The following is a 23,760-nucleotide window of genomic DNA, read 5'->3' on the forward strand; positions in this document are numbered from 1 at the left end:
ATAAAACTGTATTTTTGCCTTGGCTTTTTGCGCTTCGGCGTTTATTGTTCTGGGAAATTCAAATCCCCTACAAGGACATCTCATGCAAGGCGACAAGAAGGTCATCGAATATCTCAACTCGCAGTTGAAAAACGAACTGACCGCGATCAACCAGTACTTCCTGCATGCGCGCATGTACAAACACTGGGGCCTCGAGAAGCTCGGCAAGCACGAATACGACGAGTCGATCGGCGAGATGAAGCACGCCGACTGGTTGATCGAACGCATTTTCATGCTCGACGGCCTGCCGAACCTGCAAGACCTGCACAAACTGCTGATCGGCGAGGAAACCAAAGAAATTCTCGAATGCGATCTGAAGCTCGAACAGATTTCGCAAAGCACCTGCAAAGAAGCGATCGTGTATTGCGAATCGGTTCGCGATTTCATCTCACGCGAAATCTTCACGAAGATTCTCGACGATACCGAAGAACACATCGACTGGCTCGAAACGCAGATCGATCTGATCGACAAGGTCGGCATTCAGAACTACCAGCAAACCGCCATGGGTCCGATCGGTTCCTGAGCGAAACAGGCTGGAACCCGCCGCGCGCGGGCTCGTGAGAATGTGCTTTACCTGCAGCGTTCTTCATGACCCGCGCCGCGCGGACGATATACTTGCGCACTTCCCTGTTTTGCTGAGTTTTCGTTGACCGCCGTGCCACGCGCGTCCTCTCCGCCTATGCCTACAGATTTGCCGTCCACGGGTGCTCGAACTGTTACTGCCGCCGCGGCTGCGTCGCGCGCGCCGGTCGGCATTTTCGATTCGGGCCTGGGCGGACTGTCGGTGTTGCGGGCGGTGCGGGCGCAACTGCCCGACGAATCGCTGCTGTACGTGGCCGACTCGCTGTACGCCCCTTATGGCGAACGAGACGACGACTTCATCGCCGACCGCACGCTCGCCATCGGCGAGTGGCTGGTCAAGCAAGGAGCGAAGGCGCTGGTGGTCGCGTGCAACACGGCGACCGCGCAATCTATCGCGCTGGTTCGCGAAAAGCTGTCCATTCCGCTGGTCGGCGTCGAACCGGGTATCAAGCCCGCCGCGCTGCAGTCGAAAACCCGCGTGGCCGGCGTGCTCGCTACGCAAGTCACGTTGCGCAGCGCGCGCTTTCAGGCGCTGCTCGATCGCTACGCGTCGGATTGCCGCTTTCTCTGCCAGCCGGGCCATGGGCTTGTGCAAGCGGTGGAACGCTGCGACGTCGACTCGGCGGAACTGCGCGCGTTACTGCGCAGCTACCTGGAACCCATGCTCGAGGCGGGCGCCGACACGCTGGTGCTCGGCTGTACCCATTACCCGTTTTTCGACGCAGCGATTCGCGACATGGTCGGCGACCGGCTGATGCTGATCGATACGAGCGTCGCCATTGCACGCCAACTCGAGCGCGTGCTCGACCAGCACGGTCTGCGCGCCGCAGCGGGCGACACTCACGCCCCTGCTCTGCCCCGCTTTTATTCCACCGACGACGGCGCGCATCAGAAGCAGCTCGCCGCGACGCTGCTGCACCTCGACGCCCATGTCGAACGCGTATTGATCCCTTCGCGCCGCACCGCAGCGCCAAACTCTCAAGCCGCATAAATCTGCTCCCGCGCGACATCTTTTGCGTCGCCGAGGGACTTCCCACGTACTTTTGCGGCAATTTTTCGCCTGATTGCCCATTTCTTTCGCTCCACGGGCCCCGCGCGCCGGATTCTGCCCTATAGACGAAACCCTTCTAAGAGTCTGGTTTTGTTACAAAAAATCATGCAGGACGCTTGCCAAACGCTCCAAACAAAATGATAATAATTCGCATTAACGTTATCTATGACGCCCTGCCATGATTGTCTGTGTCTGCAAGTCTGTTTCTGACCGAAAGATCCGTGCCTCGATCGAAGATGGCATGGACTCGTTCGACGAGCTTCAGTTCGAGCTGGGCGTCGCGTCCTGCTGTGGCAAGTGCGCCGAGTCCGTGCGCGACGTCATGATGCAAAGCGGCGTTTGCGCGAGCCGTTGCGGCTTCGAGCATCATCCGCAGGCTGTTCCGCTGACGTTTTACGAGCGCAAGGCCGCCTAAGGCCACGTTTCACTGCGCGGCCCCGGCCGCGCTGCAAAGCGCCCGCTGTCCCGATTGTTTCACGCGCCTGTTTTACGCTCGTTTTTTGTTTTATCCCACTGCCGTCAGCAAGCCAGTATCCGTACCAGCCAGCTAGCCCCGCTCACCCGTTAAAAAGGAGTTTGAGATGGAATTGCTGATTGGTTTCGTGACTACTTTGTTCATTTCGCTGCTGATCTTCCGAACATGACGATGTCTTGTCTGACGCGCTGTTTCGACAGCGCGCCGCCACGCTAACATGCAGGCCTCGCATACCGTTTCAGCCGGCGTCACGCCGACTCCCTCCGCCCGAATGAATTCACGCGCCCTGACCGCGACAGCCGCGGTTGCGGCGATTCACGTCGCATTGCTAGCCGTGGTCCTGACGTTGCGTCACGATCCGGTCCAGCCGGTACTCGAATCGCATGTCATGACGGCGCAGTTGCTGCCGCCGACGCCGGTGGCCGCGCCGGTCGCGTTGCAATCGATCGCGCCGCCCCCTCCCAAGCCGACGCCGCCGGTTCATACCAAGCCCAAAGTCAAGCCGACGCCAACGCCCAAGCCGACTCCCACGCCGTTGCCGCAAGCGGCCGCGCCGTCGCAGACCGCGATTGCCGCACCGGATCCGACGCCGCCCGCGCCGCCCGCGCCGGCTGCACCGGCCGCGCTGCCGGCAGCCGCCGCACCGGCGATCGCCCGTCAGACGATGGAGATCGCCGCGCCGAAGAACGTCTCGCATCTCGACTGCAATATCGCCAAGCCCGATTACCCGTCGCTGTCGAAGCGGCGTGGCGAAACGGGCATCGCCTACGTGAAGTTCGTGGTCGGCCTGAGCGGCAAAATCGAGAACATCGAACTGAAGAAAAGCAGCGGCTTCAGCCGCCTCGACGACGCCGCGGTCGCGGCCGTCCATGCGAGCGCCTGCAAGCCCTATCTCGAGAACGGTCAGCCGGTTCGCGCGGCGTACACCCAGCCTTACGACTTCAATCTGAACGATTGAAGCAGATTTTAAAAACAAGGAATTGCAATGCAAAACTACGGATTGGCGCACGTGTGGGCGCAAGGGGATTTCGTGACGCGCGGTATCGCGCTCGCGCTGTTGATCATGTCGGTCATGTCGTGGAGCGTGATCGTCATCAAAGCCTGGAATGTGATACGCCTGAAGCGTCTCACGAAGAACGCCGAGCAGGCGTTCTGGCATTCGGACGATCTCGCCGACGGCGTGAAGAAGCTCGGCGCGGAATCGTCGACACCGCAGGACAATCCGTTCCTCGCGCTGGCACTGTCGGGCCAGGAAGCGGCCGATCATCATCATCAGACGCAGCCGCATCTGCATGACCGCATGGACGTGTCGGACTGGGTCACGCGCTGCCTGAAAGACACCATGGACGACAGCGTCGCGCGTATGCAAAGCGGTCTCGCGATTCTCGCGTCGATCGGCAGCACGGCACCGTTCGTCGGCCTGTTCGGCACGGTGTGGGGCATCTATCACGCGCTGCTGGCGATCGGCGCGAGCGGTCAGTCGTCGATCGATCAGGTTGCCGGCCCGGTCGGCGAAGCGCTGATCATGACCGCGTTCGGTCTGTTCGTCGCGATTCCCGCTGTGCTCGGCTACAACGCGTTGACGCGCGCGAACAAGTCTGTTGTCGCCAAGCTGAGCCGCTTCGCTCACGGTCTGCACGCATTCTTCGTGACGGGCGCGCGTTTGTCGTCGTCGAAACGCGGCGATGGCCTGCGTCTCGCGACCCGCACCCACTGATCGACGAGGCACTCCGATGGCAATGAGCCCTTTCGCCAGCGACGATGACGACGGCCTGATGAACGAAATCAACATGACGCCGCTGGTGGACGTCATGCTGGTTCTCCTGATCGTCTTCATGGTGACGATTCCGGTGATTCGTCACGCGGTCAAAATCGATCTGCCGCACGCGAGCAGTCAGAAGGAAGACACCAAGCCCGCGCAAGTCACGGTCTCAATCGACGCGGACGGCAACGTGTTGTGGGACGACCAGAAGGTCGACGAAGCCGCACTGAGCACGAAGATCGCGCAAGCCGCGCAGGCGGATCCGCAGCCGGAACTGCATCTGGACGCGGACCGCAAGGTGCCGTACGAGAAAGTGGCGGAAGTGATGTCGGCGGCGCAGGCCGGCGGCCTCACGAAGATCGGTTTCGTGACGCAGCCCAAGAGCAAGTAACAGCCATTGAGTTGCTTCGAGGGCAGCCCTTCAGCTTGGAAAGCATCCGCCGGAAAATACCGGAAAGCCCTTAAAACAAGGGTAAAAAGTAAAAGGCCTTCATCGTCAGATGAAGGCCTTTTTTTGTGCGCACTCGGCGCCTTCGGGCGGCGTGACTACTTGCCATCATTCGAAGATTGATAGCTCGTCGTGTCACTGCATGCGACAGCCGTGATCGACACGGACAGCGCGGTCAGCCCTATCAGGCCGGCTATCATAGCGGCCATGAGTTTTCGCATAAGAGACTCCTTAGCGAAGGGATTTCAATATAGGCCCGCCAGCGCGCGCATTCAAGCAAACCGTCATTGAAAGTACTCATGACAGCCCGCGCTTAAATGCTAAAAACGATGCCGCGGCCTGCAAGCACGACTACGACACCGCCGCCAGCATCGGCCGGGCCGCCGCTTTTTCCTCACGCGCGGGGCATTCGCCCGTAATGTGCTTGCCCTCGTCCGGATCGAGCATCTCGACCAGATAATCGACGAATGCCCGCACGGCCGGCACCATGCCCTGCCGCGACACGAAAACCGCGTACAACTGCGGCGTCGGAAAGGTCCAGCCCGGCATGACCGGCGACAGTTGTCCGGCACGCAACGCGGCGCCGTACATCATCTCCGGCAATGCGGCGATACCCACACCGGAGAGCGCCGCTTCGCGCAGCATCATCAGGTCGGCGGTGACGAGGCGCGGCTCGTGTTCGTGCGCGTGACGCGTGCCGTCGGGCGAGATCAGATTGAACACGTGACGTCCGTCGCCGCTCGGCACGTCGAGTGTTTCGAAACGGCTCAGATCGGCCGGCAGCAGCGGCGGCGCATTCTGTTGCAGCAGGCTCGGCGCGCCCACCAGCATCTGCTGCGTGCGCCACAGCGGCCGCACCACGATGTTAGCGCTTTCCGGCGGATCGGAACGCACGCGCAACGCGACATCGATCGAATCCTCGAACAGGTCGACCACGCGATTGGTCACGCGCATCACCACGCGCACTTCCGGATAGCGATGCATGAATTCCGGCAGGATCTGCGACATGATGGTCTGCGAGATCGTGACCGGCACACTGACGCGCACCGTGCCGCGCGGCGACGAGCGCAACTGCTGCACGACGTTGACGGCCGCCTGCGCCTCCGCCAGCATCGCCTGACAGTGCTGATAGAACAGTTGCCCGGCTTCCGTGAGCGCCAGCTTGCGCGTGGAGCGCTGCAGCAGGCGCACGCCCAGCGACGCTTCCAGCTCCGTCAGGCGGCGCGACAGGCGCGACTTGGAAATCCCCAGCACGCGCTCGGCGGCGGAAAAACCGCCATGTTCGACGACCTGCGAAAAATACATCAGGTCGTTCAGATTGTGTGAATCGATCTTCATCTCATCGTTCCATTAATAGAACAATCCATTGCGCAGCGGTGGCTGGCACCCCTGAAAACGGTCCCTATAATAGCTCCATGTTTCAAAAATAACGCTATTCCCCATTTTTTTGAGGTGACTTTGATGAGCACGAGCCGCACGATCGAACGCACGTTTCCCGCTGTTCGCACGACCGAGGGCGGAGGCTTTATCGTCCACCGTCCGTTTCCGACCCGCCTGCTGATGGACTTCGATCCGTTCCTGCTGCTCGACGAAATGGGGCCGATCGACTACGCGCCGGGCGAGGCGAAAGGCGCGCCCGACCATCCGCACCGCGGCTTCGAGACGGTCACGTACGTGCTCGAGGGCCAGTTCGGCCACAAGGATTCGGCGGGCCATTCCGGCACGCTGCATGCCGGCGACGTGCAATGGATGACCGCGGGCGCGGGCGTCGTACACAGCGAGATGCCGGACCCGTCGTTCGTACAGACCGGCGGACGTGTGCATGGCCTGCAGTTGTGGGTGAACCTGCCGCGCCGCGACAAGATGATCGCGCCGCGCTACCAGGAAATGCCGTCGTCGAGCATTCCGGTGGCCACGTCCGCGGACGGCCAGGTGCGCGTCAAGGTAATCGCCGGCGAAGCGCTCGGCGTGAAGGCCGCAATCGAAACGCGTACGCCGATTCTCTATCAGCATTTTTCGCTGCAGCCGGGTGCGACGATCCGGCAGCCGGTGCCGGCCGACTATCGCGTGTTCGCTTATAGCCTGTCGGGCAAGGGCTTTTATGGCGAAGGCGAGGCGCGCCAGGAAATCGACGCCCAGAAAATGGTGGTGTTTCAGAACGACGGCGAATCCGTCACGTTGACGGCCGGCGCCGAACCGCTTGAAGTGCTGCTGCTGGGCGGCGTGCCGCTGAAGGAGCCGGTGGTGCGCTACGGCCCGTTCGTGATGAACACGGAAGACGAGATCCGTCAGGCCGTGGTCGACTACCAGGCGGGGCGGATGGGCGCGATCACGCATTGAGCGATCCGGCGAGGCAACGTGGGGTTGGGCGGGCCACTCTGGCGGCCCACGCCGCCCTCGCCACATTTGGCTCCGCCGCTCGCACTGCGCTTGCAGCCTCACGCTGCCTCACTCGCGCCGCCCGCTTGTACCGCTCAGCCCAGTCACGAAGCCCGTTAAATTCGTTCACAATAGCGATTCATTCCGCGCGCCGCGCCGTTTATCCATAACGGGACGCGGCGCGCGGCAATTTCCGTCCCTGTTCAGGAGCGCGCATGGCAGAGTCCACCGTCACCGCCCACATCGGCTCGACGAATTTCCAGGTCCTGTTGGACGACGGCAAGCACACGTGGCTTGCCGACGAACCCGAGTCAGCCGGCGGCGGTGATCGCGGCCCGACGCCCGTCGCGATGCTGCTGTCGAGCCTCGGCGCCTGCACGTCGATCACGCTGAAGATGTACGCCCAGCGCAAGGAATGGCCGCTCGCCGACGTGCGCGTCGAGCTCTCGCTGGCAAGCGGCGACGCGGGCACGACCATCGACCGCAAGATCGTGCTGGAAGGCGATCTGTCCGACGAGCAGCGGGAACGGCTCTTGCAAATTGCCAATGCGTGCCCAGTTCACAAGATCCTCACGCATCCGATCACGATCCGTTCGGGCCTCGCCGTCGCTTAAGCGGCAAGGAGCGGCTGCGGCGAATAGCGCTTCGCCGCGGCGGCGTGGACCGCACGTATTGCAACGCTTTCATAGGAAGCCGTCGTTTTGAATTTCGAACACCTTATCCAGATCAACGACCCGTTGAATCCGTTTGTCGACTCGATGACCCGCGCCCAACTGTGGGAAGGTCTCGTGCTGCGCGCCGAACAGCCGCAACTGTTCGTGATAGGTCTCGACAGTTGCACGATCCTGTCGCGCGTCGGCAATGTCATCGAACGGAAGCTGCACTACGGTCAGGCGACCGTGCGTGACCGCGTCACGCTGCAGGACGACCAGAGCGTGCGCTACGACATTCTGCCGACCGCAGACCACGTCGGCGGCTCGCTGACCATGACCATCGAGCAGCCGGACGAGCTACAACTGTTCCTGCGCTTCGAATACGCGACGACGCTGCCGGAGTCGACGGATCCTGACGCGCATCAGACGCAGGAGATCGTCAAGTCGGCGTATCGCGAGAACGATATCGATACCGTGCGACTGATCCGCCAGTACGTGCAGACCAAGCAGGAACCGGGTTCGTTGCACTGAACACTGAAGTACGCGCAGGCGCCCTGCCCGCGCGCTGCGCATCGAGCGCAAGACCGCTTGCCGGGGGCGGTCGTTCATCTCTCTTCGTCACTATCACACCAGCCCGCTTTGACTATCGAAAATTAAATCCGATGAATTTCTCTTTCTTGTAAATGGGAATAGTTATCATTTAGAATTAATCCATCGAATCGACCAACAGCTAAAACGAATGACCGATCTCAACCGCCCTTCCACACTCAGCCTGCGCCGCCCGGCGGCCGCGCTGACCAGCCGTCCGAAACCGTCGACGGCAACGGCAACCGCGGCAAAGCCTGTTGCGGATCGTGCGAGCGGCTCGGCGGGAACATCGGAGCGGGCCGTACGCAGCGACACTTTGCTGCAGGGAAATAGTCACGTCAGCATCCTGCACAACGGCGAAACCTACCAGCTGCGTGCAACGCGCTTAGGCAAGCTGATTCTGACGAAGTAACTCCGAACATAGCAGTAAGTACCGGGTATTGTGGGGACCACCTCCTCGAGAGGTGTTAGGCAGTAGCCAGCCACGACGGCTTGCACGTGAGAACTAGACCCCTTCGTGCAGACACCAAGCCAGCCGTCGCAGCAAGCCAGGCCGCTTTTTTTTGGTTCTCACTCAATGCGGCAACACGAAACGTCGTGCGCCAGGCATGCAGAAAACGGAAAAGCCGTGGAGATGAAATTCATCCCACGGCTTTTTGTTTGGTGACACGGGTCGGCTTGTTCATACACCTCAGCGAAAGCGATAGCGGCGCAATGCAGTTGACGCTATTTGGACGCCCAGCCCCAGAACATCAGCCACCATGCGCTATCGACCACCGCCAACGCCCCGCCGAACCACAGCATGGCGAGACCGCGCTGCACGAAGCGCTCGCTATAACGACGCGTCACCAGCCACGCGAGCCATGCGCTCCACAGGTTGGCGATCGCCAGAATGGCGATGCGCAGATCCGACGCCCACCACAACGACACATGTTCCGCACGCAGCAGCGACAGCGTCGTAGCGGACAAGCCGAGGAACACGCCGGCGCCGGCAATCGGAATCAGCCCTTGCGTCAAATGATGCAGACGCACGGTGTTAAAACGACCCAGCATGCGCGTCGCGCCCATCAGCAACACCAGCAGCGCGGTGCCGTACACCAGCGCCGTGGCGACAATGTAGCCAATCACCATCGTGCCGTCGAGCCACGAAAACACATCGTTCTGCTCGGGGTAATGCGTGAACAGGAACCACGGCGCGTTGGTCTCCAGCGGCCAGGTGATGTCGTGATCGACTAGCCACGTCGCGAAGAACATCTTCAGGTCGATGAACCAGCGCGAAGCGGTCCAATGAAACGCACCGATCGCGATGCCGAGCAGACCGTACAGGATCAACGCGGTGTCCCATGGGTTCGCCTGCTTGTCGCCGAGTTGCACGACTTCCGTCGACGGCGCGCGCCACGTCAATGCCACCGCATCGCGGTGGCCGCTGCAACGGCCGCACATATGACAGTCCGACGCGCCCTTCATGTTGCGCAACGGCACGAGCGGTGCGCAATTGATCGGAATCACGCGGTGCCCATGTTCGCCATTCTTGTATGAATGGCGCCACGCGTCTTCATCGACTTTGTAGTGAAACGGCGCGAGACGCGCCAGAAGCGAAAACACCCCGTTGACGGGGCACAAGTACTTGCACCAGACGCGCTTCTCGCGCCCGTACAGCAAGCCGATGATCATCGCCGCGAACGTCGAGCCGCCCAACACCAGCAGCACGGCTTTCGGATACTGGTAGACGCTCACCATCTGGCCGTAGATCGTGGTGATGCCAAACGCGACGAAGGGCCAACCGCCCCAGCGCATCCAGCGCGGAATCGCCCAGCCGCGACCGTATTTGCTGGCGAATTCGGCGAGCGCGCCTTCCGGACACAGCACGCCGCACCAGACACGCCCGAGCATCACCATCGACAGCAAAACAAACGGCCACCAGATGCCCCAGAACACGAATTGCGCGGCGAGCGTCAGGTTGGTCCATAGATGCGCGGTGTCGTCCGGCAGCGGCATCACCGCCGGCACGAGAATCAGAAACGCGTACACCGCCACCACCACCCACTGGATGCCGCGGATCGCGGAACCATGACGCTGCATCCACTGCCCGGCCGCGGCGAGGCGCCCCGGACGGGTCATCGCGCGACTCATGCTGGGCGCCCCGCCGCTTGTTGCACCGGCTTGCGATTCGCCCGACGCACCAGCAGGTAGACGACCGCCCAGTACGCGGCATAAGCGAGCAGATTCATCAACGCCGGATGCGCGCGATAACCGGTGAGCGTCGCGACCAGCGAACCGAGGGTGCTCGAATCATCGAGAATCGCCGACGAATTCCACATCTGGTCGACGAGCGTCGGCAGAAATTCCTTGTCGATCAGCTTGTCGACGCCGGTCTGAAACAACCCCGCGCCAAGGAACAGCAGCATGATTTCGGTGACGCGGAAAAACAGCCGCCATGAGAAGAACTTTCCGCCCAGTTGCAACACGTAGAAGGTCAGAAACGCGAGACCGAGGCCGATCACGACCGCGAGCATCTGACTGCCGTCCACGTGACCCGATTGACCGAAGCCCAGACCGTACAGAAAGATCACCGTCTCACTGCCCTCACGCGCGATCGCCAGCGCCACCAGCAACGCGACGCCCCACCAGTTCGAATCGCGTTGGCTCTTTTGCAGCGACTGTTCCATGTCGCGCTTGAGCGAGCGGCCATGCTGCTTCATCCACAGCACCATCTGCACGATCAGCACGCAGGCGACCAGCACCATCGCAGTCTGGAAATAATCCTGCGCGTCGCCGGACAGCACTTCGGTGAAACCGACCAGCGCGGCGCCGAGCGCCACGGCCGCGATCAAACCGGCCACCACGCCGCCCCACAGGTACGGCAAACCGCGACGCGCATCGTCGTCGCCATTTTTCAACCACGCGTACAGGATGCCGACGACCAGCAACGCCTCGACACTTTCCCGCCACACGATGAATAGAATCTGACCCATCTAACTCTCCTCGACTGCTTTGACGAACACGCTACCGCGCGACGGCGCGCGCTCGTGATTCAAGCCACTACTTCGCGACGATCACGCCCTGCGCCTGCTGGTGGAAGTCGTCGAAAAACTTGTACTCGCCCGGCTCGAGCGGCGCGATCACCACGAACGAATCCGCGCCGGGCGCCAACACTTTCTCTTTGCGTAATTGCACGCTTTCGAATTCGGCGGCGCCTTTGCCGATGTTGTGCACTTCGATCTTGATACGCTGCCCCGCCGGCACTTCGATGCGGGCCGGGTTCAGCTTGCCGTCGTTCATTTCAAGCTTGAAGGTCGGCAAATCGACGGCATGGGCCGCACCCGCCAGCAAGGCGGTGGTGGCGAGAAGCGCGATCTTTCGGTGAATTCTCATTAGCTTTTCCGGAAAAACGCGGCGCGCCGGGTTTGATTCCCAGCGCGCCGGCTGCTGCATTCATTCACTTCCGATCACGTCGCGACGCGCGTTCAGGCACGTTCAAGCGCAGCGCAGCGCGGCGCGGCGTGACGAACCGCGACGATCAGTAGCCGCCCTTCTTGCCGATACCGGCGAAGGTGAAGTCGTAGTCGAGCGTGATCGGCTTGAACCACGCGCCCACGCCGGTTTCCTTGTCGACGTGACGGCCGAAAGCCATGTGGCCCGTTTGCATCGGCGCCTCGACGATCAACTTCAGGTGGTATTTGCCCGGGCCTTGCAGCTTGACGTTATCGCCGTAGTGCGGACCGTCGTTGGCGACCATCGCCATCATGTCGCCCTTCTGCGTCTGATTCGAACCGGCTTTCGTCAGCTCGTAACGCACTTGCAGATACGGCATCCAGTCGCCTTCGGCGAAACCGGTCGGATTATTCTTGACTGCGTGAATGTCGGCTTCCAGATGCACGTCCGAATCCGACGCCTTGCGCATCATGCCTTCGGGTTCCATCGTGATCGGCTGCAGGTAGACGGCGCCGATCTCCATGCCGCCCTGGATCTGCTGCTTGCCGATCGGATATTCCGCGGCCGTTGCCGAGAGCGCCGCGACGGCAGCCACTGCTGCTGCGCCACCGCGCACAAATGAAGAAATCCGCATTGAAACTCCTAGTTTTTATCAGTGAGACTGGAATGAAACCCATTGGAACAGTGCGTTCATGCATGTCTCGGTCGGCGCGGCCATTATCTTTCAAAACACCGACAGACCGTAAGCAAGTCGCATATACGAACGTTAATGCGAACTATTCTCAATATTGAATGAGTTTATCATCGATCGCAGGTGAGAACCAATTGGAGCGTGCGCAAAGCCTTATGGCAGCAGGGTATTAAGGCATTCTTAAGGAAATGGGCGGACGTACTGACAGATGCCGCACCGCCCGGGTGGCGGGTAGCGGTCGGTCTGCCAAGGGTCTTATGCAGGGATGTTGTCGGGCGCTTGCCGATCGTTTGTCCGACATCAAAAGAAAAGGCGCGGCAGACTGCCGCGCCTCGAGTGCTGGCGATACGTGAATCAGACGAATCAGACGCCGGAGATGTGGTCGCCGACGTTCGCACCGAACACGCGTTGGCGCAGCAGCGCCAATTGGTCGCGGGTCTGCGCGGCTTTCTCGAATTCCAGATTCTTGGCGTGCTCCATCATCTGCTTTTCGAGGCGCTTGAGCTCCTTGGAGAGCTGCTTCTCGGACATGTCCTCGAACTTCGCGCGCGTTTGCTGTTCCTTCAGTTCGGCGCGCGCGTCGTCGACGTTGTACACGCCGTCGATAATGTCGCGAATCCGCTTGACCACCCCGCGCGGCGTAATGCCGTTCGCGAGATTGAAGGCGGTCTGCTTGGTGCGCCGCCGCTCGGTTTCGTCGATCGCGCGACGCATCGAGTCGGTCACCTTGTCCCCGTACAGAATCGCCTTGCCGTTCACGTTACGCGCCGCCCGGCCGATGGTCTGAATCAGCGAGCGCTCGGAGCGCAGAAAGCCTTCCTTGTCCGCGTCGAGAATCGCGACCAGCGACACTTCCGGAATATCCAGCCCTTCGCGCAGCAGGTTGATCCCGACCAGCACGTCGAACGTGCCGAGCCGCAGATCGCGGATGATTTCAACCCGCTCCACCGTGTCGATGTCGCTGTGCAGATAGCGCACCTTGACGCCGTGATCGGCCAGAAACTCGGTCAACTGCTCCGCCATGCGCTTGGTCAGCACGGTGACCAGTACGCGATCGCCGACCTTGACGCGCTCGTTGATCTCGCCGAGCACGTCGTCGACCTGGCTGCGGGCCGGCCGCACCTCGATTTGCGGATCGACGAGCCCAGTGGGTCGCACCAGTTGCTCGGCCACCTGCCCAGCGGTTTTCTGCTCGTAATCCGCCGGCGTGGCCGACACGAATACCACCTGGCGCATCTTGCGTTCGAACTCGTTGAACTTGAGCGGCCGGTTGTCCAACGCCGACGGCAAACGGAAACCGTAGTCGACGAGATTCTCCTTGCGCGCCCGGTCGCCGTTGTACATGCCGTTCAACTGACCGATCAGCACGTGCGATTCGTCGAGCAGCATGATCGCGTCCGGCGGCAGGTAGTCGACCAGCGTAGGCGGCGGCTCGCCGGGCGCCGCGCCCGAAAAATGCCGCGAGTAGTTTTCGATGCCTTTGCAGAAGCCCAGCTCCTGCAGCATTTCCAGATCGAAGCGGGTGCGCTGCTCGAGACGCTGCGCTTCGACCAGTTTGCCGCCGCCATAGAAGAATTCGAGCCGCTCGCGCAACTCGTTCTTGATGGTTTCGACCGCGCGCATCACCGTATCGCGCGGCGTCACATAGTGTGACGACGGATACACCGTGAAACGCGCGATCTTCTGACGCACGCGGCCGGTGAGCGGATCGAACAGTTGCAGCGTTTCGACTTCGTCGTCGAACAGTTCGAGGCGCACCGCCATCTCGGCGTGCTCGGCCGGGAAAATGTCGATGGTGTCGCCGCGCACGCGGAACGAGCCGCGCTGGAAATCGGCTTCGTTGCGGTTGTACTGCATCGCGATCAGCCGCGCGATGATGTCGCGTTGGCCGAGTTTGTCGCCGGTGCGCAGCGTCAGAATCATCTTGTGGTATTCGGACGGATTGCCGATACCGTAAATCGCCGACACCGTCGCCACGATCACCACGTCGCGCCGCTCCAGCAGGCTCTTGGTGGCCGACAGCCGCATCTGCTCGATGTGCTCGTTGATCGACGAGTCCTTTTCGATGAACAGGTCGCGCTGCGGCACGTACGCTTCCGGCTGATAGTAGTCGTAGTACGAAACGAAGTACTCGACCGCATTACGCGGGAAAAACTCGCGGAACTCCGAATAAAGCTGCGCGGCGAGCGTCTTGTTCGGCGCGAACACGATCGCCGGACGACCCAGCCGGGCGATCGTGTTGGCCATGGTGAAGGTCTTGCCGGAGCCGGTCACGCCGAGCAGCGTCTGGAACGACAGACCGTCTTCGACGCCTTCGACGAGGGTGTCGATCGCCGTGGGCTGGTCGCCGGCCGGCAGGTACGGCTGGTAGAGCTGGAACGGCGAGCCTTCGAACGTGACGAACTTGGATTCGTCGAGCGCGTCTTCGGCTTCAGTGTGGTGTTGTTCGGACATGTGGGGCGGCACCGGGCCTTGGGCAAAGAACTATTCTAACGGGTTGCGCGAGCCCGGGCTGAGCGGGTCCGCGTAGAGGTTGGAACTCGATCCACTGACTACCACGTGGCGCCCGGCTGCCTGTTTTTCAAGCAATTAATTCCCTTCGACAGGCCGCGTCGGCCGAAAAAAGGCCGTGAATTCGTTACAATGCGAAGTTGCGCTCGCTCGCAGCCGCCCGCCACCCGCCTGTGTTTTTTGTCAGACGCCGCTGGCCGGGCCGCCCCGCGCTCGATGCCGCCGCCCTCTTTTCACTACTGCTGCCCACCCATCATGTCTCTGTTCTCCGCCGTCGAACTTGCTCCCCGCGACCCGATTCTGGGCCTGAACGAAGCTTTTAACGCCGATGCGCGCGCCACCAAGGTCAATCTTGGCGTCGGCGTGTACTTCAACGAAGAAGGCAAGATTCCGCTGCTGCGCGCCGTGCGCGAAGCCGAGCGGGCGCGCGTCGAAGCCGCGCTGCCGCGCGGCTATCTGCCGATCGAAGGCATCGCCGCCTACGACGCAGCCGTGCAAACGCTGCTGCTCGGCAACGACTCGGCGCTGATCGCGGCCGGTCGCGTCGTGACGGCGCAGGCACTGGGCGGCACGGGCGCGCTGAAGATCGGCGCGGACTTCCTGAAGCGCCTGGATCCGAACGCCAAGGTCGCGATCAGCGACCCGAGCTGGGAAAACCACCGCGCGCTGTTCGAAAGCGCGGGCTTTGAAGTGCTGTCGTACCCGTACTACGACGCGCAAACGCATGGCGTGAACTTCGAAGGCATGCTGGCCGCGCTGAACAGCTACGCGGCGGGCACGGTTGTCGTGCTGCACGCGTGCTGCCACAACCCGACTGGCGTCGACCTCAGCGTCGAGCAATGGAAGCAGGTGGTCGAAGTCGTCAAGGCGCGCAATCTGGTGCCGTTCCTCGACATCGCTTATCAGGGTTTCGGCGACAACATCGAAGCAGACGCCGCAGCCGTGCGCCTGTTCGCCGCGTCGGAACTGAACGTGTTCGTGTCGTCGTCGTTCTCGAAGTCGTTCTCGCTGTACGGCGAGCGTATCGGCGCGCTGTCCATCATCACCGCGAGCAAGGAAGAATCCTCGCGCGTGCTGTCGCAACTCAAGCGCGTGATCCGCACGAACTACTCGAACCCGCCCACGCATGGCGGTTCGGTGGTCGCCGCGGTGCTCGCGTCGGCCGAACTGCGCGCCACGTGGGAAACGGAGCTGGCTGAAATGCGCGACCGTATCCGCGCCATGCGCAACGGTCTGGTCGAACGCCTGAAGGCAAGCGGCGTGGATCGCGACTTCAGCTTCGTGAACGCGCAACGCGGCATGTTCTCCTACTCGGGTCTGACGTCGCCGCAAGTGGACCGTCTGCGCGAAGAGTTCGGCATTTATGCAGTGGGCACCGGCCGTATCTGCGTGGCCGCGCTGAACACGCGCAATCTCGACGTCGTGGCTAACGCCATCGCTCACGTGTTGAAGTAAGACGGCATGCCGGCGCGCGGCTTGTTCCGCGCGCGGCCTGGCTGACGTGAAAACGGCGCCCTCGAGGGCGCCGTTTTTCGTTTGTGGCGGGTATGGCTTGCGATCTTCTCAGCGTGAATCGCGGTGAATATCGTGCGTGACAAAACCCGCATCGTTATCCGGCATGTCGAGCCAATCGGGTTGAGCAAGCGAACGGTGGATGTCGTCGAGACCGCTTTGCCAGTGTTCGCGCATCGTCGTCAGGCCGAACTGGAAGTCCTTGAAATGCCCTTCGTATTCCTTTTGCCGGTAGATCAGATGCATCACGTTGTAGCGCTTCGAACACGATAGATCGTCGGCCAGCTTGCACCACGGATCGTCACGCTGATCGGACGGTACACGGTCCAGCACCTCGCGCAGCACATGCCGGAAACGCTGCGAGCGTTGCAGCATATCGGTCACGAGGCGCGTTCGGCTCGAGTACTGGATGTCTTTCATGCGACCCTGAACGTCGGTGATGTTGTCCGGCACCGGCCCGATCGCGCTCCACAGATCGACCTGGAACGCGAGCGTGTCGTGACGCGGCGTGGACTGCATCACCTCGTAGAGCGGCGTATTCGACATCAAGCCGCCGTCCCAGTAGTACTGACCGTCGATCTCGACCGCCGCGAAGCCCGGCGGCAACGCACCCGATGCCATGAAATGCTCAGGCCTCAGCGTGGTATGCGTGTTATCGAAGTACGCGAAATTCCCCGTACCGCAATTGACCGCCCCCACCGACACGCGCATTTCCTTCGAGTTGATCCGGTCGAAATCGCACAGCGCTTCAAGCGTAGCCTTCAGCGGCCTGGTGTCGTAGTAGCTGGCCATTTGCGGCGGCCCGGACACCGTGGGCAACGGCGGCGGGAAACGCGGCACAAAAAAGCCCTTTTGCCCTTCGACAATAGCGCCCATCGCCTGGGTGGCCGTGAAAGCCTTGCGTATCGCCTCGCTGGAATTGAAGAGCGCGTGTTCGATAAAGGCCGGCAGCGGCGGACCGAATGCCGGCTGGCAGATCGTCTCCCAGAATTGCAGCAGTCGTTCGACGCGCTTCTCCGGCGGATTGCCGGCGATGATGGCCGTATTCAACGCGCCGATCGAAATACCCGCCAGCCAGTTGGGCTCGATGCCGGCCTCGTAGAGCCCTTGATAGACGCCGGCCTGGTAGGCGCCCAATGCGCCACCGCCTTGCAGCACCAGGGCGACGGTTTCATAGTTGGGCAAATGGAGGTGCCGGCCGGGGTGTGCAGCGGGCGCGGGACCCGCGCCCTCGCCCTCCCCGTCGCCGGGCGCGCCTACGCGCGCCCGCTTGAGATTGCGTTGCGCCATGGGCGCCTCCTTATTGCATGTACCAGCCGTGGCTCACAATAAAGGACTGGCCGGTCAGCGCCGCCGTCGGAAAGGTGGAGAGGAACAGCACCGTCTGCGCGACGTCTTCCACCGTGGTGAAGATGCCGTCGACGGTGCCGCCCAGCATCACGCGCTTGATCACGTCTTCTTCGCTGATGCCGAGTTCTTTGGCCTGTTCGGGGATCTGCTTGTCGACGAGCGGCGTGCGCACGAAACCCGGACACACCACGTGCGAACGCACGTTGTGCTTCGCGCCTTCCTTGGCCAGCACACGCGAGAGGCCCAGCAACGCGTGCTTGGCGGTCACGTAAGCGGACTTCAGCGGCGACGCTTCATGCGAATGGACCGAGCCCATGTAGATCACGATGCCGCCGCGATCGTCTTTATACATGTGCTTGAGTGCGGCCTTGGTGGTCAGGAAGGCGCCGTCCACGTGAATCGCCTGCATTTTCTTCCAGTCGGAAAACGAATAATTTTCGATTGGATTGACGATCTGGATGCCGGCGTTGGAAATCAGAATATCGATCGAGCCAAATTCGGCGGCAACCTTGTCGATGCCCTGGTTGACAGCGTCTTCGTTCGTGACGTCCATGGCCACGCCGATTGCCTTGCCGCCGCCCTGTTTGATTTCTTCAGCGACGGCGTTCGCCCCGTCCTGATTCAGGTCGGCGATCGCGACCGCCGCGCCCGCTGCCGAAAGGGTGAGCGCAATCTGCTTGCCGATGCCGCTAGCAGCACCGGTGACTACCGCGACTTTGCCATTCAGATTCGTGTTCAGTGACGACATCCAGAACCTCCATGCAGTTGATGAGCAATGAGACCACGGACCGCGGGCGGCGTGAAGTCAGCCAAACGGCATAGGCCGTTCGGCTGAATGCTGCACTGCGGCCAACGCTGCTATTGTGCATGAACCGTGTGAACTCCATCGGTAAAACGCACATCGACCGGGATCTCTTTAAACTGGATGTTTTCGGCGAGATTCCTGTGGCATCACCAACAAGGAGGAAGGCATGAATTATCGACGTCTGGGCCGCTCTGGCCTGCAAGTCAGCGAACTATCCATCGGCTCGTGGGTCACCTACGGCAATCAGGTCGACCATGGCGCGGCGCGTGAATCGCTCGCGGCGGCGCGCGACGCCGGCGTCAACTTTTTCGATAACGCCGAGGTCTACGCCGGCGGCAAGTCGGAAGAGATCATGGGCCAGGCGCTCAAGGAACTGGCGTGGCCGCGCGTCAGCTACGTGGTGTCGACGAAATTTTTCTGGGGCCTGGCGGAAGCGCCGAATCAGTACCACACGCTAAACCGTAAATACCTGCTGAACGCGATCGACGCGTCGCTCAAGCGTCTGCAGCTCGATTATGTCGATCTGGTGTTCTGTCATCGTCCTGACCCGAACACGCCCGTCGAGGAAACCGTCTGGGCCATGAGCGACATGATCACGCGCGGCAAGGCGCTGTACTGGGGCACGTCCGAATGGAGCGCCGACGAAATTCGCGCGGCGTACGACATCGCCGAGCGTCATCATCTGCACAAGCCGGTCATGGAGCAGCCTCAATACAACCTGTTTCATCGCAAACGCGTCGAACAGGAATACAAGCGGCTTTATGAGGACATCGGTCTTGGACTGACCACGTGGAGTCCGCTTGCGTCCGGTCTGCTCACCGGCAAATACCGCGACGGCGTGCCCGCCGATAGCCGCGCACAGTTGCAAGGCTACGACTGGTTGCGCAAGCAACTCACCGACTCGGGCAAGAACAATGTGGTCGGCAAACTCGGCGAAGTGGCCGACGAGCTGGACTGCACGATCGGTCAACTGGCGATCGCCTGGCTTCTGAAGAATCCGCATGTGAGCACGGTGATCACGGGTGCGTCGCGGGTCGAACAGATCGGCGAGAACATGCAATCCGCCGAAGTGGCCACGCGAATCACGCCGGAGATCAAACAGAAGATCGAAGACATTATCGGCGACGCGTACGACTGACCGGACTCGCGCCGTGCCGCGTAACATGGGCCAGACTGAGCCACGGCCGTGTTACGCGGAGCTTGCTGCAAAGCGCGAAGCGTGGCGCGGCGTCGCGTACAATACGCGACCGCGCCTCGCATCGGCGCTCTATGCCCGCTGTGCAGCCATATTGCACCCGCATCGCCGGATCCGACCTGGGCCGGCACGCCTTCTTTCAGCGTCTCCTCATCATGCTTAGCTACCGCCACGCCTTTCACGCAGGCAATCACGCCGACGTCCTGAAACACGCCGTCGTGTTGCAGCTCTTGCGCTACCTCGGCCAGAAGGACAAATCCTACTGGTATATCGACACGCATGCAGGCGCCGGCGTCTATTCGCTGAAGGAAGGCTACGCGATCAAGACTGGCGAGTTCCAGACCGGCATCGCCAAACTGTGGGAACGCAACGATCTGCCGTCGTTGTTCGCCGATTACGTCGACGAAGTGGCCGCGCTTAATCCGGACGGCCAACTGCGCTTCTACCCCGGTTCGCCTTACATCGCGTGGCGGCAGTTGCGCGAGCAGGACCGCATGCGTCTGTTCGAACTGCACACCACCGAAATCGACGTACTTCGCCACAATTTCCGCGACGCGGGCCGCCGAGCCATGCTTTACGACGGCGACGGCTTCGAGGGCATCCTCGCGTTGCTGCCGCCGGCGCCGCGCCGTGCGCTGGTGCTGCTCGATCCGTCGTACGAAGACAAACGCGATTACACGCGCACGCTGCGCTGCGTCGAAGAGAGCCTGAAGCGCTTTCCGACCGGTACTTATGCGGTCTGGTATCCGCAGGTGCGGCGTCTTGAATCGCAACGCTTTCCCGATCAACTGAAGAAGTTGCAGGAGCGTAACTGGCTGCACGTGAGCCTGACGGTGAGCAATCCGCCGGAAGATGGCTTTGGCCTGTTCGGTAGCGGTATGTTCATCCTGAACCCGCCGTATACGCTGGCCAAGACGTTGAAGGATCAGATGCCGTGGCTGGTGAAGGCGCTCGGTGAAGATAAGGCCGCGCAGTTCAAGGTCGAGTATCGCGGCGACTGAGGTTGGCGGCGGGCAAAAACCGCGTCCCCGATAGCTCGCTGCCCTACCAGCCTACTTCAGTTGCATCGCGGCCTTCCGCGCAAAATCGTTCGTGTTCGTATATGTTGCGTTCAGATCGATCTTCTTCGGATCGAGCCGGTTATCGAACGACGACAGCGCCCGCAACGAAGTTGCCGGGCCATCCGCGGGCATCAGACCATCCGGCGAATAGGCGTCGCGCACGTTGTGGAAGGCTTCCACATAAAGCGCCGGGTCGTTGAGCAGATAGGCCGAGGGCACGATCTTCAACAGATCGGCGTCGCTCGCGGTCTGCAGCCAGTGGTCCGCGCGCACGATCGCATTGGCGAGCCCGGCGCGCTCACGCTCACCTTTGCGCCTTTTAAGTCGCCCAACGTCTTGAGCTGATCCGCTTTCGATTTCAACACCGCGACGACGACCAGGCACTGGCGGTGCGTCGCGATGCGTTACAGGAGATCGGGGAGAAAGGAAGCGACCAGGCGGAAACGCCGGCGACGCCTATTGCGATCGCGGCACGGGGCGCGGCTGCGGCCGTGGCGGCTGCGGTGTGTTTCCGCCCATGGGCAACTGGATATACGGCGCAACAACGTAAGGCATCGACGAATTAGGCGCGAGCTCGGTGGGCGCTGCGATGGGCTGCGCTCCGACGATCGGCTGATGCGAGAGCGGCGCGGTTTGCAGCACGGTTCCGCTTTGGCCGTCGTTGATACCGTTCTGCGAGTCGAGGATCAACGGCTTGCGCGTCGTGTTCGTGCTCGACGCGGCGTAGGCAACCGGCGCGGTAAAAATCGTCGTCAGCGAGACCGCTGCGGCCACGGCGAAGATGAATTTGAGCGAACGGACGGAAGGCATAGGACGCACCGGTTGAATTTTGAGAACGCCGGAGAAGATACTGAAAACGTCTTACCTTACCGCGACGTCTCCCGCCAGGCTAGTTCATATTCGCCAGTAACGGGCATCGTACGCGCCGTGTTGTGCGATTTTTCCGGGCCCAGATGTGACAAAGCCCCGTCAACACGGGGCTCAACACTTACTGCAAGGGCTGCGCTACCGAGCGCTACCGGTCCAACGTGACGCGGATGAAACTTACAGCGAGTAGCCGTTCGTTTCGAGCGTGCGGATGCGTTGTTCCAACTGAACGATATCCGACGACGATGCCAGGTAGGCTTCACGACGGTTACGTTCTGCGGCTTCAAACCAGGTGCTCAGCTTTTCAAGAATGTATGCAAACATGATGTTCTCCAAGGATCAGATTGAATCCCCGGTGCACTGTTCATCAGGGATTTCCCGTAAAAGGGTTAACCCGGATTATAGCCCTATGGTGCAACCTTGCTAATGAAATGCCCGCATGACGTGCATTCCGCTTTGGAATGGTGCACGGTAACAGTGCAGCTAAGTCTTTGATTTATCTATCCAGAAAGTCTGAATTTCCTGGAAGTCGATATCACCCCAAATTATTTTGCACTTTGTTAGTGCAAATACCGCCCGGTTGCGACAAAACTCCGCCGCAGGTTGCACCTTCCGCCGTTAACGCACGATCAAACTGGATGACAACCGTGCCCCGACACTAGATCGGTGTCAGCGAGCCGCTCGATAATCGGACAATCAGGCCGGTCGTCGCCGTGACAATGGTCCGCCAGATGCGCCAACGTGTCGCGCATATCGGTGAGTTCGGCGATTCGGCGATCGAGTTCGGCTACATGTTCCAGCGCGATCGCCTTCACTTCGGCGCTGGCGCGTGAGCGGTCGTGCCACAACGCCAGCAGCCGTCGAATATCTTCGACCAGGAAACCGAGCCGGCGCGCCTGCCGGATAAAGCGCAGCGAGTGAACCTCCTGCGGGCCGTATACGCGATAACCGGCGCTGGTGCGCGCCTTCGCCATCAGCAGGCCGACGCTTTCGTAGTAGCGAATCATCTTCGCCGTGACGCCCGACGAGCGGGCCGCTTCACCGATATTCATCACTGTTCCCCCAAGGTAGGAATGGATCCTACACCTTCCCATGATGGGAGGGTCTAGCACTTAAGTGCGGATCGGCAGGCATAATTCAACTCTCGCAATCTCCATTTCCTCGAGACCCATCCCGATGACGATCGAATTTCAGGTAGAAGGCATGAGCTGCCAACACTGTGTGGCAGCGGTGACGAATGCAATCCGCGAGCACGATGAAGCCGCGCAGGTTCAGGTGGATCTGGCGGCGGGACGCGTCATGGTTGAATCGGCGCAATCGGCTGACGCGCTGAAGGCCGCCATCGACGACGCCGGCTACACGGTCAAAAGCGTGACCAGCGGCGCCGCAGGCGGCGGCGCGCTTCGCTAGGCGGGTTCACGTCATGTTCAAAGTTGCTGTCATTGGCGCCTCCGGGCTGCTCGGCCGTGCGCTCGTTGCCGAACTGGCGCAGCAGACCGGCTGGCAAGTCGTCGCCACGACGTTCAGCCGCCCGGTGCCGAACGCCCTCACACTGGATATTCGCGACGCCCGCGCGGTCGAGCAATTCGTCGAGCGCGAAGCACCGGACGCGCTCGTGATTGCCGCCGCGGAACGTCGGCCGGACGTGTGCGAGCACGATCCGGCGCTGGCCCGCGCACTGAATGTCGACGCGGTGCGCACCTTGGCCGCCGCGGCAAACCGGCGCGGCGCCTGGACGCTGTCGATCTCCACCGACTACGTTTTCGACGGCGCCCACCCGCCCTATCGAGATGACTCCGCGCCCTCGCCGCTCAACGCCTATGGACGCAGCAAGCTCGAAGGCGAGCGCGCGCTGCTGGACACGACCGATCTCGGCTGCGTACTGCGTTTGCCGCTACTGTATGGGCCGATCGTCGGCTGGGCGGAATCGGCGGTGACGAGTCTCGTGCCGGCGATCGCGGCATCGGCATCGGCATCGGCGGATGGCAAGCCCGCGGTCATGGATGCCTGGGCGATCCGCTATCCGACCTTCACGCCGGATATCGCGTTCGTGATCCGGCAGATGCTCGAACGGCACGCGCGCGGCGAAGCGATCAGCGGCATCGTGCAATGGTCGGGCGACGAGCCGATGACCAAGTACGAAATCGCGATACGTCTTGCCGAAGCGTTGCGGGTCGACGCGCGGCTGACGCCGCAACACAGGCCGACCGATGCGACGCCGCGTCCGCATAACTGCCATCTGGCGTCGGACCGACTCGAAGCGCTTGGGATCGGCCGCCGTACGCCGTTCGATACGGCGATCCGACAGGTGTTGGCGGCGTTTCCGTGGCGCGGTGATAAGGCGGCGTGAATGCGG

General features: G+C 61.5%; 26 protein-coding genes and 1 pseudogene. 15 read left to right on the forward strand and 12 right to left on the reverse strand.

Annotated elements, in window-relative coordinates; all coding sequences use genetic code 11:
* Nucleotides 1-82: 82 nt before the first annotated feature.
* The 6 genes from bfr to GGD40_RS06765 all read left to right on the forward strand — a co-directional run bounded on the left by bfr (nt 83) and on the right by GGD40_RS06765 (nt 4,300).
* Complete coding sequence (gene bfr, locus GGD40_RS06740; protein WP_105511903.1) at nt 83-562, forward strand: bacterioferritin; 480 nt, start codon at nt 83-85, stop codon at nt 560-562.
* A gap of 156 nt (nt 563-718) precedes the next feature.
* Nucleotides 719-1,612, forward strand: coding sequence for a glutamate racemase (gene murI, locus GGD40_RS06745; protein ID WP_179743185.1), 894 nt, complete (start codon nt 719-721; stop codon nt 1,610-1,612).
* A 238-nt stretch (nt 1,613-1,850) separates the two neighbouring features.
* On the forward strand, nt 1,851-2,087 hold the full coding sequence (locus tag GGD40_RS06750; RefSeq protein WP_035551619.1) for a (2Fe-2S)-binding protein: 237 nt from the start codon (nt 1,851-1,853) through the stop codon (nt 2,085-2,087).
* A 277-nt stretch (nt 2,088-2,364) separates the two neighbouring features.
* Nucleotides 2,365-3,105, forward strand: coding sequence for an energy transducer TonB (locus GGD40_RS06755; RefSeq protein ID WP_179743186.1), 741 nt, complete (start codon nt 2,365-2,367; stop codon nt 3,103-3,105).
* A gap of 27 nt (nt 3,106-3,132) precedes the next feature.
* Entirely contained in the window at nt 3,133-3,864 is a 732-nt protein-coding gene (locus GGD40_RS06760) for a MotA/TolQ/ExbB proton channel family protein (protein ID WP_179743187.1), read from the forward strand.
* A gap of 16 nt (nt 3,865-3,880) precedes the next feature.
* Nucleotides 3,881-4,300, forward strand: a complete 420-nt coding sequence (locus GGD40_RS06765) for an ExbD/TolR family protein (RefSeq protein WP_179705792.1) — start codon at nt 3,881-3,883, stop codon at nt 4,298-4,300.
* 408 nt (nt 4,301-4,708) lie between these two features.
* Here the strand turns inward: GGD40_RS06765 and GGD40_RS06770 are convergent, their stop codons facing one another.
* On the reverse strand, nt 4,709-5,695 hold the full coding sequence (locus GGD40_RS06770; protein ID WP_179705794.1) for a LysR family transcriptional regulator: 987 nt from the start codon (nt 5,693-5,695) through the stop codon (nt 4,709-4,711).
* 123 nt (nt 5,696-5,818) lie between these two features.
* Between GGD40_RS06770 and GGD40_RS06775 the strand changes: the two genes are divergently transcribed.
* The 4 genes from GGD40_RS06775 (at nt 5,819) to hemP (ending at nt 8,389) form a co-directional block, all read left to right on the forward strand.
* Nucleotides 5,819-6,697, forward strand: coding sequence for a pirin family protein (locus GGD40_RS06775; RefSeq protein ID WP_179743188.1), 879 nt, complete (start codon nt 5,819-5,821; stop codon nt 6,695-6,697).
* A gap of 254 nt (nt 6,698-6,951) precedes the next feature.
* A complete protein-coding gene (locus GGD40_RS06780) occupies nt 6,952-7,350 on the forward strand; it encodes an OsmC family protein (RefSeq protein ID WP_035551634.1) in 399 nt (132 codons plus the stop codon).
* A gap of 87 nt (nt 7,351-7,437) precedes the next feature.
* Nucleotides 7,438-7,920 (forward strand): SRPBCC family protein, encoded by a 483-nt coding sequence (locus GGD40_RS06785; RefSeq protein ID WP_179743189.1) that lies wholly within the window; start codon nt 7,438-7,440, stop codon nt 7,918-7,920.
* Between the two features lie 208 nt (nt 7,921-8,128).
* Complete coding sequence (gene hemP / locus GGD40_RS06790; protein ID WP_179705800.1) at nt 8,129-8,389, forward strand: hemin uptake protein HemP; 261 nt, start codon at nt 8,129-8,131, stop codon at nt 8,387-8,389.
* A gap of 314 nt (nt 8,390-8,703) precedes the next feature.
* On the opposite strand, the gene GGD40_RS06795 is transcribed toward hemP, so the two are convergent.
* The 5 genes from GGD40_RS06795 to uvrB all read right to left on the reverse strand — a co-directional run bounded on the left by GGD40_RS06795 (nt 8,704) and on the right by uvrB (nt 14,557).
* Entirely contained in the window at nt 8,704-10,110 is a 1,407-nt protein-coding gene (locus GGD40_RS06795) for a 4Fe-4S binding protein (RefSeq protein ID WP_179705801.1), read from the reverse strand.
* A complete protein-coding gene (locus tag GGD40_RS06800) occupies nt 10,107-10,952 on the reverse strand; it encodes an FTR1 family iron permease (protein WP_179743190.1) in 846 nt (281 codons plus the stop codon). The genes GGD40_RS06795 and GGD40_RS06800 overlap by 4 nt, the downstream gene beginning before the upstream one ends.
* Before the next feature lie 67 nt (nt 10,953-11,019).
* Nucleotides 11,020-11,352, reverse strand: coding sequence for a cupredoxin domain-containing protein (locus tag GGD40_RS06805; RefSeq protein WP_035551649.1), 333 nt, complete (start codon nt 11,350-11,352; stop codon nt 11,020-11,022).
* 145 nt (nt 11,353-11,497) lie between these two features.
* Nucleotides 11,498-12,046, reverse strand: a complete 549-nt coding sequence (locus tag GGD40_RS06810) for an iron transporter (RefSeq protein WP_035551652.1) — start codon at nt 12,044-12,046, stop codon at nt 11,498-11,500.
* Nucleotides 12,047-12,466: 420 nt separating this feature from the next.
* Nucleotides 12,467-14,557 (reverse strand): excinuclease ABC subunit UvrB, encoded by a 2,091-nt coding sequence (gene uvrB, locus GGD40_RS06815; RefSeq protein WP_179743191.1) that lies wholly within the window; start codon nt 14,555-14,557, stop codon nt 12,467-12,469.
* A 312-nt stretch (nt 14,558-14,869) separates the two neighbouring features.
* Here uvrB and GGD40_RS06820 point away from each other — a divergent pair, with 312 nt between their 5' ends.
* Nucleotides 14,870-16,069, forward strand: coding sequence for an amino acid aminotransferase (locus tag GGD40_RS06820; protein ID WP_179705809.1), 1,200 nt, complete (start codon nt 14,870-14,872; stop codon nt 16,067-16,069).
* A gap of 108 nt (nt 16,070-16,177) precedes the next feature.
* On the opposite strand, the gene GGD40_RS06825 is transcribed toward GGD40_RS06820, so the two are convergent.
* Nucleotides 16,178-17,416 carry a DUF3734 domain-containing protein gene (locus GGD40_RS06825; RefSeq protein ID WP_179743192.1) on the reverse strand — a complete coding sequence of 413 codons (1,239 nt, stop codon included), beginning with the start codon at nt 17,414-17,416 and terminating at the stop codon, nt 16,178-16,180.
* A gap of 10 nt (nt 17,417-17,426) precedes the next feature.
* Nucleotides 17,427-18,224: a 3-hydroxybutyrate dehydrogenase gene (locus GGD40_RS06830; protein WP_097391917.1), complete on the reverse strand. Its 798-nt coding sequence runs from the start codon at nt 18,222-18,224 to the stop codon at nt 17,427-17,429.
* 223 nt (nt 18,225-18,447) lie between these two features.
* Here GGD40_RS06830 and GGD40_RS06835 point away from each other — a divergent pair, with 223 nt between their 5' ends.
* Nucleotides 18,448-19,419 carry a potassium channel beta subunit family protein gene (locus GGD40_RS06835; RefSeq protein WP_179705813.1) on the forward strand — a complete coding sequence of 324 codons (972 nt, stop codon included), beginning with the start codon at nt 18,448-18,450 and terminating at the stop codon, nt 19,417-19,419.
* 212 nt (nt 19,420-19,631) lie between these two features.
* Nucleotides 19,632-20,477, forward strand: a complete 846-nt coding sequence (locus GGD40_RS06840) for a 23S rRNA (adenine(2030)-N(6))-methyltransferase RlmJ (RefSeq protein WP_179743193.1) — start codon at nt 19,632-19,634, stop codon at nt 20,475-20,477.
* 51 nt (nt 20,478-20,528) lie between these two features.
* On the opposite strand, the pseudogene GGD40_RS06845 reads toward GGD40_RS06840, so the two are convergent.
* The 4 genes and pseudogenes from GGD40_RS06845 to cueR all read right to left on the reverse strand — a co-directional run.
* Nucleotides 20,529-20,828, reverse strand: a pseudogene (locus GGD40_RS06845) (ABC transporter substrate-binding protein); the annotation flags it as partial.
* 165 nt (nt 20,829-20,993) lie between these two features.
* On the reverse strand, nt 20,994-21,347 hold the full coding sequence (locus GGD40_RS06850; RefSeq protein WP_179743194.1) for a hypothetical protein: 354 nt from the start codon (nt 21,345-21,347) through the stop codon (nt 20,994-20,996).
* Between the two features lie 234 nt (nt 21,348-21,581).
* Nucleotides 21,582-21,728, reverse strand: a complete 147-nt coding sequence (locus GGD40_RS06855) for a DUF3563 family protein (RefSeq protein ID WP_081935903.1) — start codon at nt 21,726-21,728, stop codon at nt 21,582-21,584.
* A gap of 305 nt (nt 21,729-22,033) precedes the next feature.
* Nucleotides 22,034-22,456, reverse strand: coding sequence for a Cu(I)-responsive transcriptional regulator (gene cueR / locus GGD40_RS06860; protein WP_105511922.1), 423 nt, complete (start codon nt 22,454-22,456; stop codon nt 22,034-22,036).
* A 124-nt stretch (nt 22,457-22,580) separates the two neighbouring features.
* On the opposite strand from cueR, the gene GGD40_RS06865 reads away from it, so the two are divergent.
* Both GGD40_RS06865 and GGD40_RS06870 read left to right on the forward strand, forming a co-directional pair.
* Entirely contained in the window at nt 22,581-22,814 is a 234-nt protein-coding gene (locus tag GGD40_RS06865) for a heavy-metal-associated domain-containing protein (RefSeq protein WP_179743195.1), read from the forward strand.
* A 13-nt stretch (nt 22,815-22,827) separates the two neighbouring features.
* Nucleotides 22,828-23,754, forward strand: a complete 927-nt coding sequence (locus GGD40_RS06870) for a dTDP-4-dehydrorhamnose reductase family protein (RefSeq protein WP_179743196.1) — start codon at nt 22,828-22,830, stop codon at nt 23,752-23,754.
* Nucleotides 23,755-23,760 lie beyond the last annotated feature (6 nt).

Source organism: Paraburkholderia bryophila, assembly GCF_013409255.1.
GTDB lineage: Bacteria > Pseudomonadota > Gammaproteobacteria > Burkholderiales > Burkholderiaceae > Paraburkholderia.